We start from the raw sequence: 22472 nt of genomic DNA, 5'->3' as shown, positions 1-22472 counted from the left end.
GACAGGCTACGCCGCACCTCCGACGCCGCGCGAGGCGCCCGGTCCGACCACCCGGGACTTCGCGGACCAGAAGCGCATCAGCGCGCCGGCGAGGATCGAGCCCAGCGCACCTGCGGCGAGATCCCCGAGCGTGTCCTCGTAGCCGACGAAGATCGAGGAGTCGATGAAGCGGTGCCCCGCCCACTCGCCCCACTCCCACAGGACGCCCGCCGTCGTCCCGAAGCAGGCGCAGAGCACGACCGCCGGGAGCAGCGGCCCGCGATCGCCCGCGACGGCCGGCACGACTCCGGCCCGCGCGGCGACGATGTAGGCCACCGCGGCGATCAGCCCGTTGAGCACGCAGTGCACGACCAGGTCCCACTGCGGCCAGGCCTCGTAGAGGCCGAGGACGCTGCTCCAGGACGCCACGAGCAGCGCGAGCCCGAAGAGGGCGTCGAGCGCCGGACGGATGCCGAGGAAGCGCGGCAGCACCAGCCCGATCGCCGCGAGCGCGAGCACCGCCACGTCCACCAGGTCCCAGCCGATCGCGGCCGCCACGATGCTCGCCGCCCCGATCGCGCGGATGCCGTCGGCCGTCCACTCCCCGCGGGTGCGCGGGGGCTCGAGGAAGGTCTCGACGAGGGCGGAGCCGCTCACGGCTTCGTGAAGCGCAGCACGGCCTGGACCGGCTCGTGGTCGGAGGGCGCCGCTCCCCCGTAGCGGACGGCGTTGATCCCCGCGGAGACGACCTCGAAGGCGCCCTCGCTGACGAGCAGCCAGTCGATCCGCTTGCCCGGCGCCGGCGCGCGGTAGTTCGAGAAGGTGCTCCACGAGTGGGTGAGGTGCTTCTCCGCCGTCTCCCACGCGTCCGCGAGGCGGCCCTCCTCGAGGATCGTCCGGTAGGGGACGGTGTCGACGTCGGTGTTGGTGTCGCCCATCACGATCGCGGGGCGTCCGAGCTCGAGGACGCGGCGGGCGATCAGCTCGGCGGAGCGCTGGCGCGAGCGCCGCGAGATGTGGTCGAAGTGGGTCGAGATCACGGTGAGCTCGCGGCTGGTCGCGTGATCGGTCAGCTCCGCGATCACGGCGGTGCGCGGGATGCGGTTGCCCCAGCTGCGCGAGCCGGCGACGTCCGGGGTGTCCGAGAGGGCGATCTGGGTCCAGTGCCGGACGGCGTAGCGGCTGCGGTCGACGAAGAGCATCACGCGCTCGCCGCCGCGGTCCGCGTCCCGGCCGAAGCCCATCGCCTCGAAGGAGGAGCCCAGCGCCTCGTGCACGGCGGCCGACTGGTCCGGCAGTGCCTCCTGCACGGCGAGGATCGAGGGGCGCTCCTGCTCCAGCACCCGCTGGACGAGCGGGCGGCGCCGGTCCCACTGGTCGACGGCGCGGGAGGTGAGGCGCGGCATCCGCCGGCGGATGTTGTAGGTCATCACGTGCAGATCGGGCGCCTCGGTCGGGCCGATCAGAGGCGTCGCGTCGGTCATCACTCCACCCTACGGGGGCGGATCGAGGTGCCACGGAGGCTTGCGGTGACCGCTCCCGGCCGCTCTACTTCGGACATGCCCCTCTCCCAGGACCTCACCGCCCTCGCCGACGAGCGCTTCGTCTCGCTCACCACGTTCCGGAAGTCCGGGGACGCCGTCTCGACCCCGGTCTGGATCGCCCGCGACGGCCACGAGCTGATCGTCACCACTCCCCGCCGCAGCGGCAAGGTGAAGCGCCTCCGCAACGACGCGCGGGTGACCCTCGTCCCCTGCGACCGCCGCGGCCGCGTCTCCGACTACGCGGTGCCGACCGAGGCCGCCGCGGAGATCGACGCCGACCCCGGCGAGGTCGAGCGCCTGGGCCGCGTGTTCCTGGCGAAGTACCGGCTCAAGTACCGCGTGTTCCTCCTGATCGAGGGCTTGGTCACCCGCGCCGACCGCACCCGCGTGATGCTCCGCGTCTCCGACCGCTGACCCGGCACCGCCCTACACCCCCGGAGGCTCCCGCCGGAAGGCCTGGGGGCCGCCGGACCCGAGGTCTACCGTGGGGCGATCGCCGGTGCCCCTGCGCGCTTCCCGCGCGCGCTCCGGCGGCAGTCAGAAGGAGCACGCAATGAGCATCGGAGCAGGGATCTTCCTCCTCGTCGTCGGCGCGGTCCTCGCCTTCGCGGTGGACGTGCAGGTGTCCGGGATCGACCTGAAGCTGGTCGGCTACATCCTCATGGCGGCCGGAGCGGTCGGCCTGATCCTCGGGCTGGTCCTGCTGACGCGCCGCCGCCAGGCCGTCTCGACCACGCGCTCGGCCGTCGACCCGGCCAGCGGCGAGCAGGTCACCCGCCGCTCGAGCGAGAGCGACGGCCCGCTGATCTGATCGGCGGAACGACGAAGGGCGGGACCTCGCGGTCCCGCCCTTCGTCGTTCACGGCCCTACTCGGCGGGCTCGTCCGGCTCGCCGCCGGAGACGGTGTCGGTGTCGCCGCCACCGGAGGAGGTGTCCGTCCCGGTGCCGTCGGGGAGGTCCTCGGTCTTCTCGGTGTCCTCACCCGTGGTGCGGTCGGTGCTCATGGCGCTCTCCCTTCGCGTCGGCGACCTGCCGACCCTCCCACTCTGCTCCGCCCGCGCCTCGCGGGGCAGGGGGTAGCGGAGGCGGAGGCCGGCGTGGAAGGCGCCTACTCCTCGACGACGATGGTGGTGATGACCGGGTTCCGGCGGTGGCGGCGGGTCAGCCAGCGGCCGAGGGTGCGCGTGATCAGCGCCTCCATGGCCTCGAGCTCGACCGGCTTGCCCGCGGCCTGCAGGACGGCGTCGTCGATCGCCTTGCTCGCATTGGCCTTCCAGCCCGGCTCCTCGACGAAGCCGCGGGTGAAGAACTCGACCGGCTCGCCGAGCGTGCCGCGGTCGAGGTCGGCGATGGCGAGGACCGTGATGGCCCCCTCCTCGGCGAGGACGATGCGGTCGTTCATCGCGTCCTCGGTGGCGACGCCCATCGTGGTGCCGTCGACCAGGATCTGGTCGGCCGGGATGCGCCCGCTGATGCGCGAGCGGCCCTTCACCAGGTCGATCGAGACGCCGTCCTCGATGACGAAGACGTCCTTCTCGTCGATCCCGGTGCGGGTCGCGATCGCCGCGTTCGCGGTGAGGTGGCGCCACTCGCCGTGCACGGGGAGCACCGCGGTGGGGCGGAGGATGTTGTAGCAGTAGGCGAGCTCGCCCGCGCTGGCGTGACCCGAGACGTGCACCTTGGCGTTGCCCTTGTGCACGACGGTGGCGCCCCAGCGGGTGAAGGCGTTGATGATCCGGTAGATCGCGTTCTCGTTGCCGGGGATCAGCGAGCTGGCCAGCAGCACGGTGTCGCCGGGGCCGATGTCGATGATGTGGTCCTTGTTGGCCATGCGCGAGAGCGCCGCCATCGGCTCGCCCTGCGAACCGGTGCAGATCATCACGATCTCGGTCGCGGGGAGCTTCTCGAGCACCTTCATGTCGACGACGAGGCCGGCCGGGATCTTGAGGTAGCCCAGGTCGGCGGCGATGCCCATGTTGCGGACCATCGAGCGGCCGACGAAGGCGACCTTGCGGCCGTGGCGCTGCGCGGCGTCGAGGACCTGCTGGATGCGGTGCACGTGGCTCGCGAAGCTGGACACGACGATGCGGCGCGGCGCGGTGCGGAACACCTGGTCGATCGCGGGGGCGAGGTCGCCCTCCGAGATCGCGAAGCCGGGGACGTCGGCGTTCGTGGAGTCGACCAGGAACAGGTCGACTCCCTCGTCGCCGAGGCGCGCGAAGCCGGGGAGGTCGGTGGTGCGCCCGTCGAGTGGGAACTGGTCCATCTTGAAGTCGCCCGTGTGCAGCACGAGGCCGGCCTCGGTGCGGATCGCGACGGCGAGCCCGTCCGGGATGGAGTGGTTCACGGCGAGGAACTCGAGGTCGAAGACGCCGGCGTCGATCCGGTCGCCCTCCTTCACCGGGCGCGTGCGCGGCGTGATGCGGTGCTCCTGCAGCTTCGCGCTGATCAGCGCGAGGGTGAAGGTCGAGGCGATGATCGGGATGTCGCCGCGCTCCTTGAGGAGGTACGGCACGCCGCCGATGTGGTCCTCGTGGCCGTGGGTGAGGACGATGGCCTCGATGTCCTTCAGGCGCGAGCGGATCGCGGCGAAGTCGGGGAGGATCACGTCGATGCCGGGCTGGTTCTCCTCGGGGAAGAGGACGCCGCAGTCGACGATGAGCAGCTTGCCCTTGTGCTCGAAGACGGTCATGTTGCGGCCGATCTCGCCGAGGCCGCCGAGCGGGGTGATCCGCATGGCGCCCTTCTCGAGGGGCTTGGGCTTGGGGAGCTCGAGGTGGTGGCGGGCGGGCTTGGCGGTTCTGGCGTTTCTCATGCGGTTCTTCCAGGAGGGAGTGGCTGGACGCGGGCGCGCGGCGCAGGGTCCGACCGCGCGCCCGGTCGGGCCGCGGTGATGTGTCGCTCCGGCGCTGTGAGCGCTGTCGGGAGCGGGTGGAGGTGTGCGGGACGGGGCCGGGCGGGCCGCTCTCAGCGGGCGGTGCCGTCCGTGCGGCGCGCTCTCGCGCACCGACCGTCCCGTACATCCTGCCAGCGTTCCCTGGGTCGCGGGTCCAGGAGGCGGGATCCGGGCCTCGCAGGCGCTCAGGCGCGCGCGTCCTCGACCTCTCGCCGACCCACCGCGTCCTGGCGGCTGCGGAGGAGCTGGCGGCCTGGCGCGCGTGACGGGCGCCGTTCGATGGCTTTACTGCGCTTCACTCGATCTGGATAAAGCACAGTAAGACTCCTGAACCGGCCCGTATGGATGCCGTCGACAATCCCTACACGCCGAACGCGGGAGCGCGACCGGAGATCCTCATCGGCAGAGACGAGCAGACCCAGGCGTTCCGCACCCTGCTGACGCGCCTGCGACGGGGCCGCACGAACCAGTCGATGATCATCACGGGGCTGCGGGGCGTCGGAAAGACGGTCCTTCTCTACGGCTTCCGGACGATCGCCCAGGAGGAGAACGGGGAAGTGATCGAGTTCGAGGCGGTCAAGCACGACGAGGGCCGGTTCCGCCAGGTGCTGGCATCCCAGCTCAAGGCGGCACTCCTCCGCCTGTCCCCCCGCGCGAGATGGACCGACCGCGGGAGGCACGCCGCCGCGGTCTTGAGCGCCTTCGCGGTGTCTGTCGGAGCGGACGGCGAGTGGTCCATCGGATGGGATGTACCGCCGGCAGAGGGAGTGGCCGATCATCGGGATCTCGGACTGGACCTGACGGACGTCCTCGTCGCCGTGGGTGAAGCGGCGGCCGAGCAGGGCGAGGGGATCGTCCTGCTCATCGACGAGGTCCAGTTCCTCGACTCACCGCAGCTCGAAGCGCTCATCCAAGCCATCCACAAGACCGTGCAGCGGAGCCTCCCCGTCACGTTCGTCGGTGCCGGTCTTCCGCAGATCGCCGAGCTGGTGGGCGATGCGAGATCGTACGCCGAGCGGCTCTTCACCTTTCCGCGGATCGACTCGCTCGATCACGACGAAGCGGTAGCGGCTCTCCGAGAGCCGGCAGCGGCCGAGGGCGCGGTCTACGACGACGACGCTGTTGAACTCGTAGTCGAGATCACGACCGGATACCCCTCTTTCATCCAGGAACGGGGCTACCAGGTCTGGACGGTGGCTGAGAACGATCGCATCCACCGGGAGGACGTCGAACTGGCGAGGGAGGCCTAGGAGGCGAAGCTGAACAGCTCCTTCTTCCGCGTGCGACTCGATCGGGCGAGTCCACTTCAGACCGCGTACATGCGAGCCATGGCGGAGCTCGGACCAGAGCCCCAGAAAGCGGGCGACGTCGCGGCGCTTCTGGAGCGCGCGTCCACTCAGCTCGGATCGGTCCGCGTGGAGCTGATCGGGATGTGGCTCCTGTTCACTCCCGAGCACGGGTACGCCGCGTTCACTGTTCCGGACTTCGACCGGTTCATGAAGCGTGCAGTCCCCGTCTTGGAGGTGCCTCCCGTCGTGAGCCGGGGAGCCCGTCGAGCACCCGCCACCGAGGTCTGAGCCAGGCCGCACCCGTTCACGGCCGCCCGGCGTCAGGACTCGTCGGCCTCGAAGCGCAGGGACCGGTCGGCCACCGGCAGCCCGGAGTCGCGCACGGCGGCCTCGATCGCGGCGTGCCCGCCGTCGGGCGCGACGATCCGCAGGCCGTCCTCGGTCGCCCAGTAGGCGGTGACGCCGTGCTCCTCGACGAGGGTCGTGAGCAGCGCGGCGGTCCGCTCCTGCTCGCCGGGACCGACGGTGATCGCGGCCCAGGGACCGGAGATCTCGACCGGGGCGCCCCGCTCCGCGCCCGCAGCGTCCCGCAGGTCCTCCGCCGCCCGGACGATCGGGAGCAGCGCGGGCAGCCCGCCGGAGACGTCCTCGAAGGAGTCGAGGGCGAAGGCCCCCTCGCGGAGCGACGCGTGCAGCTCCAGGCCGCGGCCGAGGCCGTCGATCCGCTCGAGCAGGGCCGACGCGTCGACAGCGGGAGCGGGGCACGCGGCGGTCGGCTCCTCCGCGCCCGCGAAGGAGAGGGTGTTCCCGCCTGCGGACGTCGCCCGGAACGACCACAGCACCGGATCCCCGTACTCGGTCGCACAGGCCGTCGCGAGGGCGTCGGCGAGCGCCGGCTCCTCGACCGCGACCCCGACCCACGAGGTCGGCGGGCCGAACGCCGGCGCCTCGACCCAGCGCTCGGCGCCGTCGAGGGAGACTCCGGGCACCGCGGCGACCTCGCTCGTCAGACGGTCGAAGCCGGCGTCGGGCCGTGCGAACGGCGTCTCGTCGATCGTCCAGACGAGGAGCGTCAGCCCGCCGGCGGCGAGGGCCGCGGCGAGGACGCCGGCGACGGGGAGGAGGAGGCGACGGGACACGCCCCCATCCTCGCTCCCCTCCTCCGCGGCGTCACGTGGACATCGGGTGAACGGACGGTGCGTCGGCGACGACGGCTCCCGCCCGCGGCCCGGCCCGCGCCGCTACTGCCCGGCGCCCATCCCGCCGTCGATCCGGTACTGGGCGCCCGTGATGAACGAGCTCTCGTCCGAGGCGAGGAAGAGCACCAGCGCGGCGATGTCCGAGGCCTCGGCGTAGCGTCCGAGCGGGATCCCGGCCTCGTAGGCGGCACGCTGCTTCTCAGCGTCGCCGCCGCCCGCCTCGATCGAGCGCATCATCCGCGTGTTCACGGGCGACGGGTGGATCGAGTTGACCCGGACGCCGGTGCCCGCGACCTCGAGGGCCGCGCTCTTGGTGAGCCCGGCGACCCCGTGCTTCGAGGCGACGTAGGGGCTGAGGCCCGGGGCGCCGTCGAGCCCGGCGACGGAGGAGGTGTTGATCACGCTGCCCCGCCCCTGCTCGATCATCCGCGGCAGCACGGAGCGGAGCCCGAGGAAGGCACCGCGCAGGTTGATGCCGATGACGCGGTCGAAGTCCTCGGGGGCCGTGTCGACGATCGACGCCACCCTCCCCTCGATGCCGGCGTTGTTGAAGAAGACGTCGATCCCGCCGAAGGCGTCGACGGTCGCGCTCACGTAGCGGTCGACGTCGTCGGGGTCGGAGACGTCGGCGCGGACGGTGAGGACGCGCCCCTCCGCCTCGAGGCCCGCGGCCGCCTCGTCGAGCGCCGACTGGTCGATGTCGACCAGCACGACGCGGGCTCCGGCGTCCAGGAGCGCGCGGGCGGTCGCGAGGCCGATGCCTCCGGCGCCGCCGGTGATGATCGCGGTGCGGTCGGTGAAGTCGGTCATGGTGATTCCCTTCGTCGTCCGTGGTGCGGGGCGGCGGCGGTGCCGGCCCGCTCCCAGCACGCTAGGCGGCGGCCGACCGCCTGCCACGGGGGTCGACCTCCGCGGGGGTCAGGGGTTACCGGCGCAGTCCCGAGACGAGCGCGAGGAGCCCGTCCATCGACTCGACGACGAGGGGCGGGAGGTCGCCGCGCTCGGCGACGAAGGCGATCGGGGTGGTCGCGACGACGTGCCCGGCGAGCTCGCCGTCGACGTGCACGACCAGGAGGCCCGCCCCCTCGGCCTCGGGGGTGCCGACCACGACCTCCCGCTCGCCGAGGAAGCCGGTGCGCGGTTCCGTCCGGGCGGTGCGGATCCACGCGGGCAGGGGCTCCTCGGCGACGTACCTCGAGAGCGCGTCCTCGAGCGACGGGCAGGTCACGTCCTCCTGCGGCAGCCCGAGGCGGTGCGCCTCGAAGCCGCCGTCGACCGGCGTGATGAAGCCGAGCACGGCCTCCGGCTCCCGCGGGTCCTCAGTGCGGGCGCGGACCCGCCAGCCGTCGTCGCCGACCGGGTCGAGCTCCACGTCGTCGACGGTCGCGGGCAGTGCTGTGCGGATCACGGGTGGTCCTTCCTCGAGGGACCGTCCAGTCCACCGGACGGCGGAGGGCGCGTCACCGGGGTTGACGACGGTCGCACCACCCGCATCGAGCACGCCCGCTCCGGACGCGTCCGACTGCTCCCGCTCCGGCACAAGGCCCAGCGCGCGGGCCGCCGTCTCCGCTTGACTGGGGGCGACGCGCCGACCCTCGGCGCACCCGGGAGGCGACATGGCGAACCACCGTTTCGAGCTGCGGTCCGGCCGCGGGATGGGCGTCTCGGCGGCGGGCGATCCCGTCGCCGACCGGCTGGTGGTGTTCTGCCACCCCACTCCCGGAGCGGGCGGCTTCGACCCCGACCCGACCGTCACCGGTCCGTGGGGTCTGCACCTGCTGATCCTCGACCGCCCCGGCTACGGCGCCTCGGACCCGGTCGACGCCGCTCACGGCCGCGTCGAGGACCGCGCGGACGACCTCGCCGAGTACCTGCGCCGCTCCGAGCGCACCGCCCGCATGGTCGAGGGCGCCCGCTTCGGCAGCGTCGGCGTGGTCGGCTGGGGCTCCGGCGGCGCGTTCGCGCTCTCGCTCGCGGCCCGGCACCCCGACCTCGTGGACCGCCTCGCGCTGGTCGGCACCCCCGCGCCCCTGCAGGCCGGCGTGATCGTGCACCCCACCAGCGCGTGGGAGCGGCGCGAGACCCTCCGCGGAGAGGACGCCGACGCGATCGCCGCCGCCCTCCCGCAGACGCAGCCGGGCCTGGACGCGCTCGGGATCGACTCCGACGACCCGGTGCTCGCCACCCACGGCGGACTGCGCAACCGGCTGGAGCGGATGCTCGCCGAGGGCTGGCGGCAGGGCTCGAGCGGCGCCGCGACCGACCTCGCGGCGCTCCGCGACGGCTCCTGGGCCGACGACCTCGACCGGGTGACCGCCGAGACGCTCCTGGTCCACGGCGACGCGGACCCGGTGGCGAGCGCCGAGGACGGCCGCTGGTACCGCGGCCGCCTCGCGCGGGCGCGCACCGTGACGGTCGACGGGGCCGGCCGGCTGGCGCTGGTGCGCGAGTGGCGCCGGATCCTCGACCACGTCGCTCCGCTCGAGCGCGGGGCGGAGGGCCGATGAGCCGCCTGGGCGCGGGCCCGCTCGTGCTCGTGTCGGCGATGGCGGTCTCGGGAGTCGTGCACCTGGTGCACCCGCGGACCTTCGACGCGGTCGTCCCGCGAGGGATGCCCGGCTCGGCGCGCGGATGGGTCCTCGTCTCGGGAGCGGCGGAGCTGGTCTGCGCGGCCGCGACGCTGCACCCGCGGACCCGCGCGGCCGGCGGTCTCGCCTCCGCCGCCCTGATGGCCGCCGTCCTCCCCGGCAACGTGCAGATGGCGCGGGACGCCCGTCGGCCTCGGACCCGGGTGATCACGCTGCTGCGCCTCCCGCTCCAGATCCCGCTCGTGCTCTGGGGTCTTCAGGCGGCACGCAGCCGCTGACGCAAGCCCGCGCGTGCGCGGATCGCCCGCTGCTACCGTCCAGGCATGACCGACCAGAGCGCGGACGACCGCCACGACCAGCTGACCAGCGCCCCGAAGGCGACGGAGGCCGACGCGGCCCCGCGCATCGAGGTCTCCACCACCGAGGCCGGCGACACCCGCATCGACATCCGCGAGGACGCCGCCGTGCGACCGGGCCGTGTCGACGAGAACGGCGACGAGCTCGACGAGAGCCGCGACGATGCCTGAGCGCCGCCGTGCCGCGCTCGTCTACAACCCCGTCAAGGTCGACCTGGAGTCGGTGAAGGCCGCTGTGAAGCGCGCCGAGGAGGCCGCCGGCTGGGAGGAGACGCTCTGGTACGAGACCTCCGTCGAGGACCCCGGGGCCGGTCAGACGAAGGAGGCCCTCGCCGCGGGCGCCGACGTCGTGATCGCGGCCGGCGGCGACGGGACGGTCCGCGTCGTGGCGGAGGCCCTCCGAGGCTCCGACGCCTCGCTCGCGCTGCTGCCCTCCGGCACCGGCAACCTGCTCGCGCGCAACCTGAACCTCACGCTCGACGACATCGACAACTCCCTGACCGTCGCGTTCTCCGGACAGGACCGGGCGATCGACGTCGGGATGATCGACATCGAGACCTCCACGGGCCGCGACCGCCACGCCTACGTCGTGATGGCGGGCCTCGGGATCGACGCGAAGATGCTCGCCAACACCGACGACGACCTCAAGAAGCGGGCCGGCTGGCTCGCCTACGTGGACGCGCTGCGGAAGGCCCTGCTCGACAAGAACCAGCTCGAGTTCCGCTACCGCCTCGACGGCTCGAAGACCCGCAAGGTGCGCGCGCACACGATCATCGTGGGCAACTGCGGCGCCCTGCCGGCGAACATCCTCCTACTGCCGGACGCGGCCGTCGACGACGGCGAGTTCGACATCGTCCTGCTGCGCCCCGAGGGCTTCTTCGGCTGGGTGCAGATCATCTTCAAGGTGGTGTGGGAGAACGGCGTGCTCCGCCGCAGCGGCATCGTCGGCAAGAAGCTGATGGGCCTGACCAAGGAGGTGTCGGCCCTGCGGTACGTGAAGGGCCGCGACCTCACGGTCCGCCTCGAGCACGCGCAGGAGATCGAGCTCGACGGCGATCCGTTCGGCTCGACCTCGGCGTTCCGCACCTGGATCGAGCCCGGCGGGCTGACGGTGCGCGTCCCGGCGTAGCGCCGGCGGCGGCCGGGCGGATCCGCCCGGTCCGCCTCCCGCCGGGAGAGAGGATCGTCATCCCTCCCGGCGGAGGCGTCTGCTCCGAGCAGGGCGGTGCAGTGCGGCTTCGGGTACCGCACCCCATGCACCTGCATGAACACGGCGACTGTAGTGCGGAATCCGTCGCCGCCGCAACGATCCGCGGGGCTCCGGCGGCTCGAATGGGTAATTCCACCGTGCGATGCTCCGTGACCGCGACGGATTCCGCAGCTGACTCGCCCCGGCAGGAACGTGATCGCCCGTCCGTCGATCGACGGGGCTTCTCCTCGGCACGGTGCCGACACGCGCACGAAACGCCCGCCCGCTAGCGTGCGGACATGACATTCCGTGCGTCAGCCGCGCTCAGCGCGCTCGTGGCCTCCTCCCTCCTCCTCGCACCCGCCGCCATCGCCTCCCCCGCCGCCCGCGCGGGCGCCGTCGACGGGGGCACCAGCGCCGGCGATCCCTACTTCCCCGGCCTCGGCAGCAGCGGCTTCGACGCCCTCACCTACAGCCTCGTCCTGAAGTACGATCCGGCGACCCGGGCCCTCGGCGGCAGGGCCGTGGTCACCCTCGCGCCCCAGAAGGACCTGCGCTCGCTCTCCTTCGACCTGACCGGCCTCACCGTCTCGAAGGTCACCGTCAACGCCGGGGTCGCCCGGTTCTCGCAGTCGGGGGACGAGCTGACCGTCACGCCCGCCCGGACCCTCCGGAAGGGCCTGCCCGCGCTGGTGAGCATCGACTACGCCGGGACCACCGGGAACCCCGTCGACGGCACCGGGGCCCCCTTCGGCTGGTGGTCGACGGACGACGGCGCCCTGGTCGCCAGCGAGCCGGACGGCGCCTCGACCTGGTACCCCGTCAACGACTCGCCCGCCGACAAGGCGCGCTACACCTTCAGCATCACGGTCCCGGAGGGCCGGACGGTCGTCGCGAACGGCCTGCCGGTCGGCTCCCCCACCACGTCGAAGGGGTGGACGACCTCCCGCTGGGTCGAGACCAGCCCGATGGCGAGCTACCTCGCCATGGTGAACATCGGCGACTACGACCTGGTCCGCTCCACCCAGGGCGGCGTGACGACCATCGACGCGATCGACCGGGACATCACCGGCGACTCCCGCGCCCGCACCGAGGCGGCCCTCGCGAAGCAGGGCGCGATCATCGACTACTTCTCCTCCGTCTTCGGCCCGTACCCGTTCCGCTCGGCCGGAGCCGTGGTCGACGACGAGCGGATCGGCTACGCCCTCGAGACCCAGGGCCGCTCGTTCTACTCCGGCGGCGCGGACGAGTCGACCGTCGCGCACGAGACCGCGCACCAGTGGTACGGCGACAGCGTCACGCCGGAGACCTGGTCCGACATCTGGCTGAACGAGGGCTTCGCGACCTACGCCGAGTGGCTCTGGGAGGAGCACACCGGCGGCGCGAGCGTCACCGAGTCCGCCGCCCGGGTCGCCGCCGCTCCCGCCGACGACCCGTTCTGGTCGACCGCCGTCGCCGACCCCGGAGCCGCGGGCCTCTTCGACGCGCCCGTCTACGCCCGCGGCGGCCTGACCCTCGTCGCCCTCCGCGACCGGATCGGCGCGGACACGTTCGGCGTGCTGCTGAAGCGCTGGGCCTCCGAGAACCGCTACTCGAACGCGACGACCGCCGACTTCCAGGCCCTGGCCGAGAACGTCTCCGGCTCCGACCTGGCGGACTTCTTCGACACCTGGCTGCGCACGCCGGAGAAGCCCGCCGGTCTCTGACCCCCGGATCGCCGCGGCGCGGCCGGGGTGTCAAGGAGGGACGGCAGGTCGGCCCGAGCCGATACCGTCCCTCCATGGGCTTCTTCGACCGCAACGACTCCTCGACCAGCGCCGCCGCGCCGCAGCCGAGCGCACCCGATCCGCAGCGGCGGGTCTGGAGCGACGGCCTCGGCCGGTTCGCCACCCGCTGCCTCCAGGTGGTCATCGTCCTCCTGCTGGCCTCGGTGCTCGTCTTCGCGATGACGCAGCTCACGCTGGTGCTCATCCCCGTGATGATCGCGCTCATCCTCGCCGCCGCGATCCACCCGGTCCTGGCGTGGATGCGGCGCAAGGGCGTGCCGTCGATCCTCGCGACCTGGCTGGCGCTGATCGGGCTGCTCGCGATCCTCGGCGCGGTCGGCTGGCTGATCACGGTCGCGGTCCGCAACCAGTGGGACGAGCTGGTCAGCAGCGCCTCCGACGGCATCACCTCGCTGCAGGACTACGTGCAGCACCTGCCTTTCCAGATCACCGACGAGCAGATCGAGTCCGCCCGCCAGTCGGTCGTCGACTTCCTCACCTCCAGCTCGTTCGGCAACGGCGCGCTCGCGGGCGTCTCCGCAGCGGCGAATTTCATCACCGGCCTCGTGCTGATGATCGTGGTGCTCTTCTTCTTCATGAAGGACGGCCCGAAGATCTGGGAGTTCCTCCTGCGCCCCTTCACCGGCTCGGGCTACGAGCGCGCCAAGCGCGTCGGGCACAAGACGGTCGACGTGCTGGGCGGATACGTCCGCGGAACGGCGACCGTCGCGGCGGTCGACGCGATCGGCATCGGAGTCGCACTGGCGATCATCCAGGTGCCGCTGGCGATCCCGCTGGCCGTCATCGTCTTCCTCACCGCGTTCATCCCGATCGTCGGAGCCACGGCCGCCGGCATCCTCGCCGCTCTCGTCGCCCTGGTCGCCAACGGCCCGGTCGCCGCGCTGATCGTGATCCTGGTCGTCATCGGGGTCAACCAGCTCGAGGGCAACTTCCTCCAGCCGGTCGTGATGGCGCGCTCGCTGAAGCTGCACCCGCTGATCGTCCTGATCGCCCTGACCGTGGGCACCGTCCTCGCCGGCATCGTCGGCGCCGTGCTGGCCGTGCCGATCGCGGCCGTCGTCTGGGGCATCGTCTCGATCTGGAACGGGCCCTCCGACCCCGCCGAGCCCGCGCGGCAGAAGCGCGCCGAGACGGTCTAGGCCCCCGGGATCGTCGAGCGCGCGCCTAGCGCTCGACGATCCCGTCGCGCAGCGCCTGCCGGCGGAGCGAGATCTTCGTGCCGACGGCCAGCCCCTCCGCCCGGTACTTGCCCCGGGCGCTGCGCAGCGAGCTCCGCGCGGCGTCCTGGGTGATGCCGAGGAGCGTGGCGACCTGCTTCAGCGGCATCCCGTCGACGAAGAGGCGGACGATCTCCCGCTCGCGGTGCGTCAGGGTGCCCGGGCGGTCGGCCCCGAGCAGCTCCCGCGTCTGCGCCGTCAGGAAGCGCTCGTCGCGCGCCGCCGCGCGGATCGCCGCGAGGATCGTCTCGGTCCGCTCGTTCTTGACCACGTAGCCGTGCGCCCCGGCCTCGAGCGCCCGGCTGATCGTGCCCGGCTCGGAGTGCGTGCTGATGATGATCGTGGCGGCGCCGGCGGCCGCGATGATCCGGATCTTCATGGCGAGGTCGAGCTCGTCGCCGAGGTCGATGTCGAGCAGCACCACGTCGGTCGGGAAGGCCGGATGCGCGAGCAGGTCCGTCCAGGTGCCGACCGTCGCCGCCACGCGGATGTCCGTGCCCGAGCGGCGGATCCACTCCGCCAGCGCCGCCAGCAGGATCGGGTGGTCGTCGAGGATGGCCAGCGTGATCGCGGGCTCGTCGCTCATGTCGTCGTCCTCCTCCGGGGCCGGTGGGCGACGAGGATCCTCGTCGCGCCGTGGTCGGTCGTCGTGCGGTACTCGCCGAGCTCGCTGAGGATGCCCCAGACCGAGCGGTCGAGGTCGCGGGTGCGGATGCCCGCGGCGACCAGGGCGAGCTCCACCCCGCCGCCCTGGCCCGGCTCCAGGCGGACGGCGAGCGGAATCCTCCCCGCGGGGGCGGTGAGCAGCCAGAGCACCGAGAGCAGCCGCGAGCGGTCGAGCGGGGCCAGCAGCGCCGCGGCCCCGCTCGGATCGTCGAGCGCGACAGCGGAGGACAGCAGCGCCGACTCCTCCACCGCGATCCTCAGCCAGGTGCGGTCGTGGCTGCGGGCGAGCGCCTCGCGGAGCTCGTCTCCGAGCACCCGCGCCCGCTCGCCCAGCTCCTCGTCCAGCGGCACCGGCGTCCGGACCCGCTCGAGGAGCTCCTCGATGCGGGCGTCCACCTGCGAGAACTCGTCGTCCGCGGTGTGGACGGTGCCGTCGGCCAGGCTGCGGTCGAGCGTGCGCCGCACGTACTGGTCGAGCGAGGTGAGCACGACGACGCACACGGCCGCGGGCGCGACGGCGAGGAGGACGTTGCTCACCGCGAGGGCGGCGCCTCCGTCGCCGAGGAGCGCCTGGCCGACGAGGCCGAGCGCCGTGAGCCCGACCAGGACCGCCAGAGCGAGGAACGAGCGCGAGAGCGGCTGGAAGGTGATCAGCGCGATCACGCCCGCGCCCACTCCCACGCAGACCGACGGGTAGTACATCGGAGCCGGTGTCGGCAGGGCGTGGTCGGCGAACTCGAGCAGCAGCGCGGCCACGTCCACGGCGAGGACGCCCGCGAAGGCCCGGCGCGGCAGCTCGCCGTGGCGGCGGAGGGCGATCGAGACCCCCACCGCGCTCGCGGCGACGACCAGCAGCCAGGAGAGTCCGCTCAGCCAGGTCGCGGACCGCGCGTCGAGGGACCAGAGGTACGAGATCACTCCGCGGATGTCTAGCAGCACCGCCATCGTGAGGAAGCCCAGCCCGAGGTAGCTCCCGCTCAGGCGGTTCGGCCGGGTGAGGCGCTCGCGGATGCTCCACAGCGCGCCCGGGCTCCTGTCCGCCGCCCGGACCAGCTCCAGGAGCGTCCCCTCCTCCTGCCGCGACCCGCTCACAGCGGCACGCTCAGCAGCACGGTCGCGCCGGACCCGGGCGCCGAGAAGACCCGGACCTCGCCGCCCACCGCCTCGATCCGGCCGACGACCGACTCCGCGAGGCCCAGGCGTCCGGCCGCCACCGCGGCCGGGTCGAAACCGCGCCCCTCGTCCGAGACGACGACGCGGAGCGAGCCCGCCTCCTCCGCCACGCTCACGTGGGCCAGGGCCGCTCCGGAGTGGCGCCGCACGTTCTCGAGGCACTCCCCGGTCGCGCGCACCACGGCGTCGAGCACCTCCGGTCGGATCCGCGGCTGCGCTCCGCCGTGCCAGCGCACCTCCACGCCCACCGCCGCCGACCGCCGACCGAGCGCGAGGAGCGCCTCCGGCACCCCGGCCGCCCCGTCCGGGTCCGGCTCCTCCACCGTCTCCACACCGCGCAGGAGGGCCAGGTCGGCGGCGGCCCGGTCGCGCAGCACGGGAGCGGGCACGCCCTCCCCCCGGTGCGCCACCAGCGTCAGCGTCGCCAGGATCGTGTCGTGCATCAGCCGCGCGTCGGCGCGGTGCCGGGACTCGCTCTCGCTCGAGCGGCGCTCGGCGTCGTGGGCGGTCCGGAGGCGGGCGGTGCCGACGTGCGCACGCGCGACGCTGCCCGCGAGCCACCGCGCGGCGGTCAGCAGCAGCGCCCAGCAGACGACGACCGAGATCAGGACGAAGGGAGCGCGCCCGGACGCGCCCGTCGCCGCCGCGCCGAGGGCGAGGACCGGGAGCAGCGCGAGGACCGCGGCCCACGGCATGCCCCGCCAGGAGCCGACGGCGAGCAGCGCGCACGGCAGCGCCATCGAGGCGAGCATCGTGATCCCGCCCAGAACGGCGCGGAGGGAGGCGTCGACGCCCGGCGAGAGGAAGGCGGCGAGTGCCGCGACGTCCAGCGCGGATCCCAGGATCACGGCCCTCGTTCCGGTCGCGACCGATCGGCCGGGCGCGAGCTGCACGAGCGCCGAGACGACCAGCAGCGCCAGGCTCGGCAGCACCGTGGTCAGCTGCGCGGGCGTCAGGGCGAGCAGGTGCAGCGCGGAGGCGGCGGTCAGCACCCCGCCCGCCCGCCGGGCGCAGAGCACGCCGACCTCGCGCTGCTCGCGCAGCAGCACCGCGGCGTCGGCGGGCCGGGGAGGCAGGGGCACGGTGACCTCGGGAGGACGGGCTCCGGGCTCGTTCCGGGGCGACGGTGGCGGGGAGGCTGTGGCGGGGAACGGCGGCGGGGAACGGCGCGATCCGAGTCGTATCGTGGCACAACGCGACCCGCCCGGACAGCGGTTCCGGCCGCCTCGCGCACGCGGATCGGCGCGCCGTATGACGCGGGCGGTCGCGCTCGGGGGCCGTGATCCCGTAGAGTCGAGACATCTCCTGGGCGATCGCCCGAATTCCACGGCTGAGAAGTTGCACGACGACGAAGAGACTCAGCCCCTGATAGAGACCGCACCGACCGAGAGCATCGTCCTCGGTCGTCCGGTTCGAACGCCCGCCTCGCACGCGGGTACCGCCCTTCACAGGACGCCGCGGAAGCCGCGCCGTTCCTCGTTCGACCCCCGCTCCACCGGCTCGCCCGGTCCGCGGGACGTTCTCCCCCGCAGAGCCGCCCTCCCCCGGAGGCGCGAGCTCAGCCCCTAGACGACCCGGACGACTCCGGCAGACGCGTGTTTCACCCGCGGAGGCCGAGTCGAGCGGGTACCGCACACTCGTGCGGACTCTGACGACGCCGGCCTCGGTCGGCGTCATTAACACATAAGGAAAAGAAATGCCTACTGGCACCGTTAAGTGGTTCAACTCCGAAAAGGGCTTCGGCTTCATCGCTCCCGACGACGGAGGCGCCGACGTGTTCGCGCACTTCTCCGCCATCGCGAAGCAGGGCTACCGCGAGCTCGTCGAGAACCAGCACGTCGAGTACGACGTCGAGCAGGGCCGCAAGGGCCCGCAGGCCGCGAACATCCGCGGCGTCGGCGAGTAATCTCCGACTTCCGACGCCCCGTCGACCAGGATCCCCGGATCCGGTCGGCGGGGCGTCCGTCGTTGACGGGGTGATCCCGCCCTCGGCCGGCGGAGGCGAGAGCCGTGTCACCCCTCCGGGTCGCAGGATCGGTATCCTCTCCGTGGCGGCTCCCGAGCTCACGGAGCCCGCGACGCCGTCCGGGACTCCGGCGCGTCGGCACGACTTCACGGCGGAGACAATGGGACGACTGATCTACGGACCGCAATCACTCGAGATCGACTTCGAGGACCGGCTCCTCGCGCACCTCAAGGTCGCGATGTTCACCAAGATGCGGCGGAACGAGTCGTTCAGCCTCTCCTGGAGCGAGCCGGAGTCGTCCGGCTACGGCCGCAGCTCCGTCTGGGTGCACCCGACGACTCCGCTGCACTTCCGGTTCCACGGCAGCAAGCGGCCGTCGCTGAACCGCCTGTGGATCGAGCAGTTCATCGCGAGCGCGAACAACACCGGCGAGATGACCGTGGTGCCGGAGCCGGCCGAGGGCTCCTGACCCGCGACGCTCCTCAGACCACGAGCGGCCGGGCCGTGTGCACGAGCTCCTCGTGCGGCAGGGCCCGGAGGCGCTCGGCGATCTCGGCACGGGCGCCTGCGTCGACCGACGCCCGGGCGTGCTCCTGCGGCCGCAGCGGCGTGAGGGTGACCAGGTCGGCGTGACCGGTCGCCAGGTCGAGCCGCTCGGGCAGGCCGGGGCTGTGCAGGCCCAGGAGGACACCGACGGTGCCCTGCTCATCGGTCCAGGCGGGCGGCGCCGCGACGTTCGCGAGCCTCGCCGTGTCGAGGGAGCTGCGGCAGCACACCCCCTGGAGGGCGGCCCGTCGGGCGGCCTCGTACAGCAGGCGGAAGTGCCAGTGGTTCCAGAGCTCGGCGGTGGGGACGCCGCGGACGGCGGACGTCTCGAGGCACAGCTCGAGGCCGAGACCGGTGCCGGGATGCGCGAGCCGGTCGAAGGGATCGCTCAGCCCGTCGGTAGCGAGCACCACGGAGGCGCCGCGGTCGACGCGCAGGAACGCACGGTGATCGGTGGGCCAGCGCGCGCCGCCGCGGACGCCGGGATCCTCGGTCGAGACGACGACGGTGCGATCGAGCGCACCCACTCCGCGCCAGGCGTCGGCCCGGTCCTCCGCCACCGCCTCGGCCAGCGCCCGCCTCTCGTCCTCGGTCCATCGGACCTCACGAGTGCGGTTCAGGAACAACGACATGGGACTCCCCGTCCGCGCGACCGGCGTGCCGCGCTCCCGGAACGCTACGGCGCCCACCCCTGCTCCTCCTCCGAGCAACCGGAACGCCAGCTGTGTTTGTTGCGCGGCGGTCCCCGCCCGCCGCGGCGCGGTCGGCTCCCAGGAGTGGCCGGGCAGGTGGAGCGGGTCGCGTCCGGCTACGCCGAAACGCTGGAACGCGTTTCGACGGTTCGCCTCACGGCGGTGTTCACTCCCGCGGCGGTCCCCGCCCGCCGCGGCGCGGTCGGCTCCCAGGAAAGGCCGGGCAGGTGGAGCGTGTCGCGTCCGGCTACGCCGAAACGCTGGAACGCGTTTCGTCGGTTCGCCTCCGGCGGTGGTCGTTACCGCGGCGGTAGCCGGCCGCCGCGGAAGACGGCTCAACCCAGCGGGTTGATGCCGTTGGTGCGCCAGCGCTCGTCGGCGAGCTGGCCGGGGGTGCCGGCGCTCGCGTTCTCGCCCAGGGGCTCGCCGCCCTCGACCGCGTCGGCGCCGAGCGCGGTGCCGGCTCCCTCGGCGGTGCTGCCGGGGGGAAGCAGGCCCTCCTCGTCCTCGCGGGGGCCGACCTCGTCCTCGGGGGCGTTCTCGGAGCCGCTCTCGCTCATCGGGTCGTAGCCGTGGTCCGGGTCGCGGCTCTCGTCGGCCGTCGTGTTCTCCTCGACCTCGGCGTCGGCGGGACGGACGTCGTCGGCCTTCTCCGCATCGGTGGAGGGGGTGGCCTCGAAGCCTGCGAACTCGGGGCTGTCGTCTGCGCTCATGGCCGCCACGGTAGCACCGGGCCCGCGGGCACCGGAGGGGGTTCCGCCGGGCTCCCGCAACGCCTCCGCTCAGCGGCCACGCCCTAGGCTCGGGGGGCTGGCACGGACGACGGGAGCGACATGCGACGACTCGGGTACGACAGGTTCGGCGGGCCCGATCTGCTCTCGTGGCGGGAGGCGCCGGTGCCGATGCCGGGTCGCGGCGAGGTCCTGGTGCGCACACGCGCGGCGAGCATCAACGCGACCGACGAGAAGATCCTGTCCGGCTCCGCGCGGATCATGGCCGTCGGCCGCTCCCGTCCCTACGGGTTCGGGCTCGACATCGCCGGCACCGTCGAGGCGCTCGGCCCGGGGTCGCACTCGGTCGCGATCGGCGACCGCGTGGTGGGGATGACCCGCGACGGCGACGCCTTCGCCGACGCGTCCATCGCGCGCAGCCGCTCGCTCGTCCCGATGCCCGACTCCCTCGGCTTCGTCGAGGCCGTCACGCTCGCGATGTCGGGCGGCACCGCGGTGGGCCTGGTGGACGCACTGCACGTGCGCGCCGGCGAGCGCGTCCTCGTCAGCGGCGGCTCGGGAGCCATCGGCGATCCGACGATCCAGCTGCTGGTGCGGGCGGGCTGCACGGTCGCGGCCACCGGCTCGGCCGCCTCCGCCGACCTGCTCCGCTCGCTCGGCGCCGAGCCGCACGACTACCGCGCGCTCGACCTCGGGGTGCTGGGCGGCCGCTTCGACGTGGTCGTCGACGTCTCCGGCCACCTGCCGGTCGACGACGCGGCGATCCTCCTGGCCGAGGGCGGGCGCATCGCGACGCTGGTGCCGAGCGGTCCGGCGCTGGTCTCGCAGGCGACGGGCCTCGTCCGCCGCGACCGCCCGCGGGTGCGCAACATGATCGTGGTGGCGACGGCGGAGCGGATCGGACGCGCGGTCTCGCTCGCCGCCTCCGGCGAGCTGCGGCCCCGGCCGGGCGCCGTGCATCCGCTGGGCGACGTCGTCGACGTGCTGTCGCGCCGAGCGACCGGCGCCGACCGCACGATCGGCAAGATCGTCTTCACCGCCGACGACTCGGCTCCGCTGAGCTGACCTCCGGCTCCTCCTCCTCTGCCGGGCGGCCGAGCGAGAGCGTGGCCAGGAAGCCGACGGCGAGGAACCCGGCGGCGGCGAAGGCCGCGTAGCGGGTGCCGTCCGAGAACGCCTCGCCCGCCGCCCGGGCCGCGTCGGCGGTGTCCGGTGAGGCGGCCAGCCCGGCGATCGCGGCGCCGGAGGAGTCGACCACCGCGTCGACGGTGCTCGCGACCTGCTCCGCGGGGAGGCCCTGCTGCTCGAGCGAGGTCGTGAGGACCCCCGCGGTCGAGGTGTAGAGGATCGTCCCGAGCACGGCGATGCCCAGCGCGGAGCCGATCTGCCGCGCGGTCGACTGCGTGCCCGAGCCCTGCCCGCTGAGCTCGACGGGCACGTCCCGGAGCACGACCCCGGTCAGCTGCGCCGTCGCGAGGCCGACGCCGAAGCCGTAGACGGCGAGGAACGGGACGAGGGCCCACCACGGGGTGGAGTCGGAGACGACCAGGCCGATGCCCGCGACGCCGACGATCTCGGCCGCGAGACCCACCCGCACGATCAGCACCGGCGCGACCCTGTTGCCGAAGGCGCCGGCGAAGCCCGAGGCGACGAAGGAGCCGAGCGCGAGCGCGAGGAGCACCAGGCCGGTCTGCACGGCCGTGTAGCCGAGGACGCTCTGGAGCCAGATCGGCAGCGCCAGGATGATCCCGAACTCGCCGAGCGAGACGATCATCGCGGCGAGGTTGCCGTTGCGGAACGAGGCGAGGCGGAAGAGCCCGATCGCGAGCATCGCCGAGCGCCCGGCGCGCTCGCGGGCCCGCGCCCAGAGGACGAAGGCGACCCCGGCGAGCACCGCGACGGCGAACGCGATCGGGACCGGCGAGAGACCAAGCGGCCAGCTCCAGCCGCCGACGCTCAGGCGCTCGTCGACGCCCCACCAGCCGAGGGTGCGCCCCTCGATGAGGGCGAACACCAGGGAGGCGGAGGCGATGATCGAGAGCGCGGCGCCGACGAGGTCGACCCTCCGCCCGTCGGGCTGCCGCGACTCGTCGACGAACAGCAGCGCTCCGACCACGATGATCACGCCGAGCGGGATGTTGATGCCGAACGACCAGCGCCAGGAGAAGTCGGTGGTGAGCCAGCCGCCGAGCAGCGGGCCGACCGCGGTCATGCCGCCGATGGTCGAGCCCCAGACGGCGAAGGCGATGGCGCGCTCGCGCCCGCGGAAGGTGGCGTTGATCAGCGAGAGGGTCGTCGGCAGCACCATCGCTCCTCCGACGCCTTGAACGACCCGGGAGAGGATCAGCAGGTCGCCGGTCGGAGCGAGGGCCGCCGCGACGGAGGAGAGCGCGAAGAGCGAGACGCCGACGATCAGCATGCGGCGCCGGCCCCAGCGGTCCGCGAGGGTGCCGAAGACGAGCAGGAGCGCGGCGAACACGAGCGTGTACGACTCCTGCACCCACTGCACCTGGGTCGAGGTGATCCCGAGATCGGCGACGATCGACGGGATGGCGACGTTGACGATGGTCGAGTCGACGATGATCGTCGCCACTCCGAGGCTGATGACGACCAGCCCGATCCACTTGCGGTTGCGCACGACGCTCTCTTCCGA

25 protein-coding genes are annotated in these 22472 nt (G+C 73.2%); 12 read left to right on the top strand and 13 right to left on the bottom strand.

Going from position 1 to position 22472, the window contains the following annotated elements:
* Positions 1-6: 6 nt before the first annotated feature.
* Together C5C46_RS06570 and C5C46_RS06565 are read right to left on the bottom strand one after the other, a co-directional pair.
* Positions 7-636, bottom strand: a complete 630-nt coding sequence (locus C5C46_RS06570; protein WP_104226114.1) for a hypothetical protein — start codon at positions 634-636, stop codon at positions 7-9.
* Complete coding sequence (locus tag C5C46_RS06565; RefSeq protein ID WP_104226113.1) at positions 633-1463, bottom strand: endonuclease/exonuclease/phosphatase family protein; 831 nt, start codon at positions 1461-1463, stop codon at positions 633-635. Before C5C46_RS06565 ends, C5C46_RS06570 begins: the two co-directional genes overlap by 4 nt.
* 75 nt (positions 1464-1538) lie before the next feature.
* On the opposite strand from C5C46_RS06565, the gene C5C46_RS06560 reads away from it, so the two are divergent.
* Positions 1539-1937, top strand: a complete 399-nt coding sequence (locus tag C5C46_RS06560) for a PPOX class F420-dependent oxidoreductase (protein ID WP_104226112.1) — start codon at positions 1539-1541, stop codon at positions 1935-1937.
* Between the two features lie 139 nt (positions 1938-2076).
* A complete protein-coding gene (locus C5C46_RS06555) occupies positions 2077-2334 on the top strand; it encodes a DUF6458 family protein (protein ID WP_104222924.1) in 258 nt (85 codons plus the stop codon).
* A gap of 56 nt (positions 2335-2390) precedes the next feature.
* On the opposite strand, the gene C5C46_RS16820 is transcribed toward C5C46_RS06555, so the two are convergent.
* Both C5C46_RS16820 and C5C46_RS06550 read right to left on the bottom strand, forming a co-directional pair.
* On the bottom strand, positions 2391-2528 hold the full coding sequence (locus C5C46_RS16820) for a hypothetical protein (RefSeq protein ID WP_159940924.1): 138 nt from the start codon (positions 2526-2528) through the stop codon (positions 2391-2393).
* Between the two features lie 104 nt (positions 2529-2632).
* On the bottom strand, positions 2633-4339 hold the full coding sequence (locus C5C46_RS06550; RefSeq protein WP_104222925.1) for a ribonuclease J: 1707 nt from the start codon (positions 4337-4339) through the stop codon (positions 2633-2635).
* Between the two features lie 422 nt (positions 4340-4761).
* On the opposite strand from C5C46_RS06550, the gene C5C46_RS06545 reads away from it, so the two are divergent.
* A complete protein-coding gene (locus C5C46_RS06545) occupies positions 4762-5670 on the top strand; it encodes an ATP-binding protein (RefSeq protein WP_258059375.1) in 909 nt (302 codons plus the stop codon).
* 359 nt (positions 5671-6029) lie between these two features.
* On the opposite strand, the gene C5C46_RS06540 is transcribed toward C5C46_RS06545, so the two are convergent.
* The 3 genes from C5C46_RS06540 to C5C46_RS06530 form a co-directional block, all read right to left on the bottom strand.
* Positions 6030-6848 carry a hypothetical protein gene (locus C5C46_RS06540; protein ID WP_104226111.1) on the bottom strand — a complete coding sequence of 273 codons (819 nt, stop codon included), beginning with the start codon at positions 6846-6848 and terminating at the stop codon, positions 6030-6032.
* A 102-nt stretch (positions 6849-6950) separates the two neighbouring features.
* On the bottom strand, positions 6951-7718 hold the full coding sequence (locus C5C46_RS06535; RefSeq protein ID WP_104226110.1) for an SDR family NAD(P)-dependent oxidoreductase: 768 nt from the start codon (positions 7716-7718) through the stop codon (positions 6951-6953).
* 115 nt (positions 7719-7833) lie between these two features.
* Positions 7834-8316 carry a hypothetical protein gene (locus tag C5C46_RS06530; protein WP_104226109.1) on the bottom strand — a complete coding sequence of 161 codons (483 nt, stop codon included), beginning with the start codon at positions 8314-8316 and terminating at the stop codon, positions 7834-7836.
* Between the two features lie 208 nt (positions 8317-8524).
* Here C5C46_RS06530 and C5C46_RS06525 point away from each other — a divergent pair, with 208 nt between their 5' ends.
* The 6 genes from C5C46_RS06525 (at position 8525) to C5C46_RS06500 (ending at position 13967) form a co-directional block, all read left to right on the top strand.
* Positions 8525-9415, top strand: a complete 891-nt coding sequence (locus C5C46_RS06525) for an alpha/beta fold hydrolase (RefSeq protein ID WP_104226108.1) — start codon at positions 8525-8527, stop codon at positions 9413-9415.
* Positions 9412-9774, top strand: a complete 363-nt coding sequence (locus tag C5C46_RS06520; RefSeq protein ID WP_104222929.1) for a hypothetical protein — start codon at positions 9412-9414, stop codon at positions 9772-9774. The genes C5C46_RS06525 and C5C46_RS06520 overlap by 4 nt, the downstream gene beginning before the upstream one ends.
* Before the next feature lie 45 nt (positions 9775-9819).
* Complete coding sequence (locus tag C5C46_RS06515; protein WP_104222930.1) at positions 9820-10023, top strand: multidrug transporter; 204 nt, start codon at positions 9820-9822, stop codon at positions 10021-10023.
* On the top strand, positions 10016-10981 hold the full coding sequence (locus tag C5C46_RS06510) for a diacylglycerol kinase family protein (protein ID WP_104226107.1): 966 nt from the start codon (positions 10016-10018) through the stop codon (positions 10979-10981). The genes C5C46_RS06515 and C5C46_RS06510 overlap by 8 nt, the downstream gene beginning before the upstream one ends.
* Before the next feature lie 359 nt (positions 10982-11340).
* A complete protein-coding gene (locus C5C46_RS06505; RefSeq protein ID WP_104226106.1) occupies positions 11341-12747 on the top strand; it encodes a M1 family metallopeptidase in 1407 nt (468 codons plus the stop codon).
* A 74-nt stretch (positions 12748-12821) separates the two neighbouring features.
* The gene (locus tag C5C46_RS06500) at positions 12822-13967 is read left to right on the top strand and encodes an AI-2E family transporter (RefSeq protein WP_104226105.1); all 1146 of its coding nucleotides are present in this window, start codon (positions 12822-12824) and stop codon (positions 13965-13967) included.
* A gap of 25 nt (positions 13968-13992) precedes the next feature.
* Here the strand turns inward: C5C46_RS06500 and C5C46_RS06495 are convergent, their stop codons facing one another.
* The 3 genes from C5C46_RS06495 to C5C46_RS06485 are packed head-to-tail and all read right to left on the bottom strand — an operon-like array spanning position 13993 to position 16966.
* Positions 13993-14631, bottom strand: a complete 639-nt coding sequence (locus C5C46_RS06495) for a response regulator (protein ID WP_104226104.1) — start codon at positions 14629-14631, stop codon at positions 13993-13995.
* A complete protein-coding gene (locus C5C46_RS06490; RefSeq protein WP_104226103.1) occupies positions 14628-15803 on the bottom strand; it encodes a hypothetical protein in 1176 nt (391 codons plus the stop codon). The genes C5C46_RS06495 and C5C46_RS06490 overlap by 4 nt, the downstream gene beginning before the upstream one ends.
* Complete coding sequence (locus tag C5C46_RS06485; protein WP_104226102.1) at positions 15800-16966, bottom strand: sensor histidine kinase; 1167 nt, start codon at positions 16964-16966, stop codon at positions 15800-15802. Before C5C46_RS06485 ends, C5C46_RS06490 begins: the two co-directional genes overlap by 4 nt.
* Positions 16967-17580: 614 nt before the next feature.
* Between C5C46_RS06485 and C5C46_RS06480 the strand changes: the two genes are divergently transcribed.
* The gene (locus C5C46_RS06480) at positions 17581-17790 is read left to right on the top strand and encodes a cold-shock protein (protein ID WP_055786246.1); all 210 of its coding nucleotides are present in this window, start codon (positions 17581-17583) and stop codon (positions 17788-17790) included.
* A gap of 142 nt (positions 17791-17932) precedes the next feature.
* On the top strand, positions 17933-18319 hold the full coding sequence (locus C5C46_RS06475; protein WP_258059373.1) for a hypothetical protein: 387 nt from the start codon (positions 17933-17935) through the stop codon (positions 18317-18319).
* Between the two features lie 13 nt (positions 18320-18332).
* Here the strand turns inward: C5C46_RS06475 and C5C46_RS06470 are convergent, their stop codons facing one another.
* Together C5C46_RS06470 and C5C46_RS06465 are read right to left on the bottom strand one after the other, a co-directional pair.
* On the bottom strand, positions 18333-19028 hold the full coding sequence (locus C5C46_RS06470) for a hypothetical protein (RefSeq protein WP_104226100.1): 696 nt from the start codon (positions 19026-19028) through the stop codon (positions 18333-18335).
* A gap of 395 nt (positions 19029-19423) precedes the next feature.
* Entirely contained in the window at positions 19424-19801 is a 378-nt protein-coding gene (locus C5C46_RS06465) for a hypothetical protein (protein ID WP_104314845.1), read from the bottom strand.
* Between the two features lie 120 nt (positions 19802-19921).
* On the opposite strand from C5C46_RS06465, the gene C5C46_RS06460 reads away from it, so the two are divergent.
* Positions 19922-20884: an NADP-dependent oxidoreductase gene (locus tag C5C46_RS06460; protein WP_104226099.1), complete on the top strand. Its 963-nt coding sequence runs from the start codon at positions 19922-19924 to the stop codon at positions 20882-20884.
* Here the strand turns inward: C5C46_RS06460 and C5C46_RS06455 are convergent.
* The gene (locus tag C5C46_RS06455) at positions 20853-22457 is read right to left on the bottom strand and encodes a DHA2 family efflux MFS transporter permease subunit (RefSeq protein ID WP_104226098.1); all 1605 of its coding nucleotides are present in this window, start codon (positions 22455-22457) and stop codon (positions 20853-20855) included. The genes C5C46_RS06460 and C5C46_RS06455 overlap by 32 nt on opposite strands.
* Positions 22458-22472 lie beyond the last annotated feature (15 nt).

It is taken from the genome of Rathayibacter sp. AY1E6, assembly GCF_002931115.1.
Classification (GTDB): domain Bacteria; phylum Actinomycetota; class Actinomycetes; order Actinomycetales; family Microbacteriaceae; genus Rathayibacter.
This window is presented reverse-complemented; position numbering and strand designations above follow the sequence as displayed.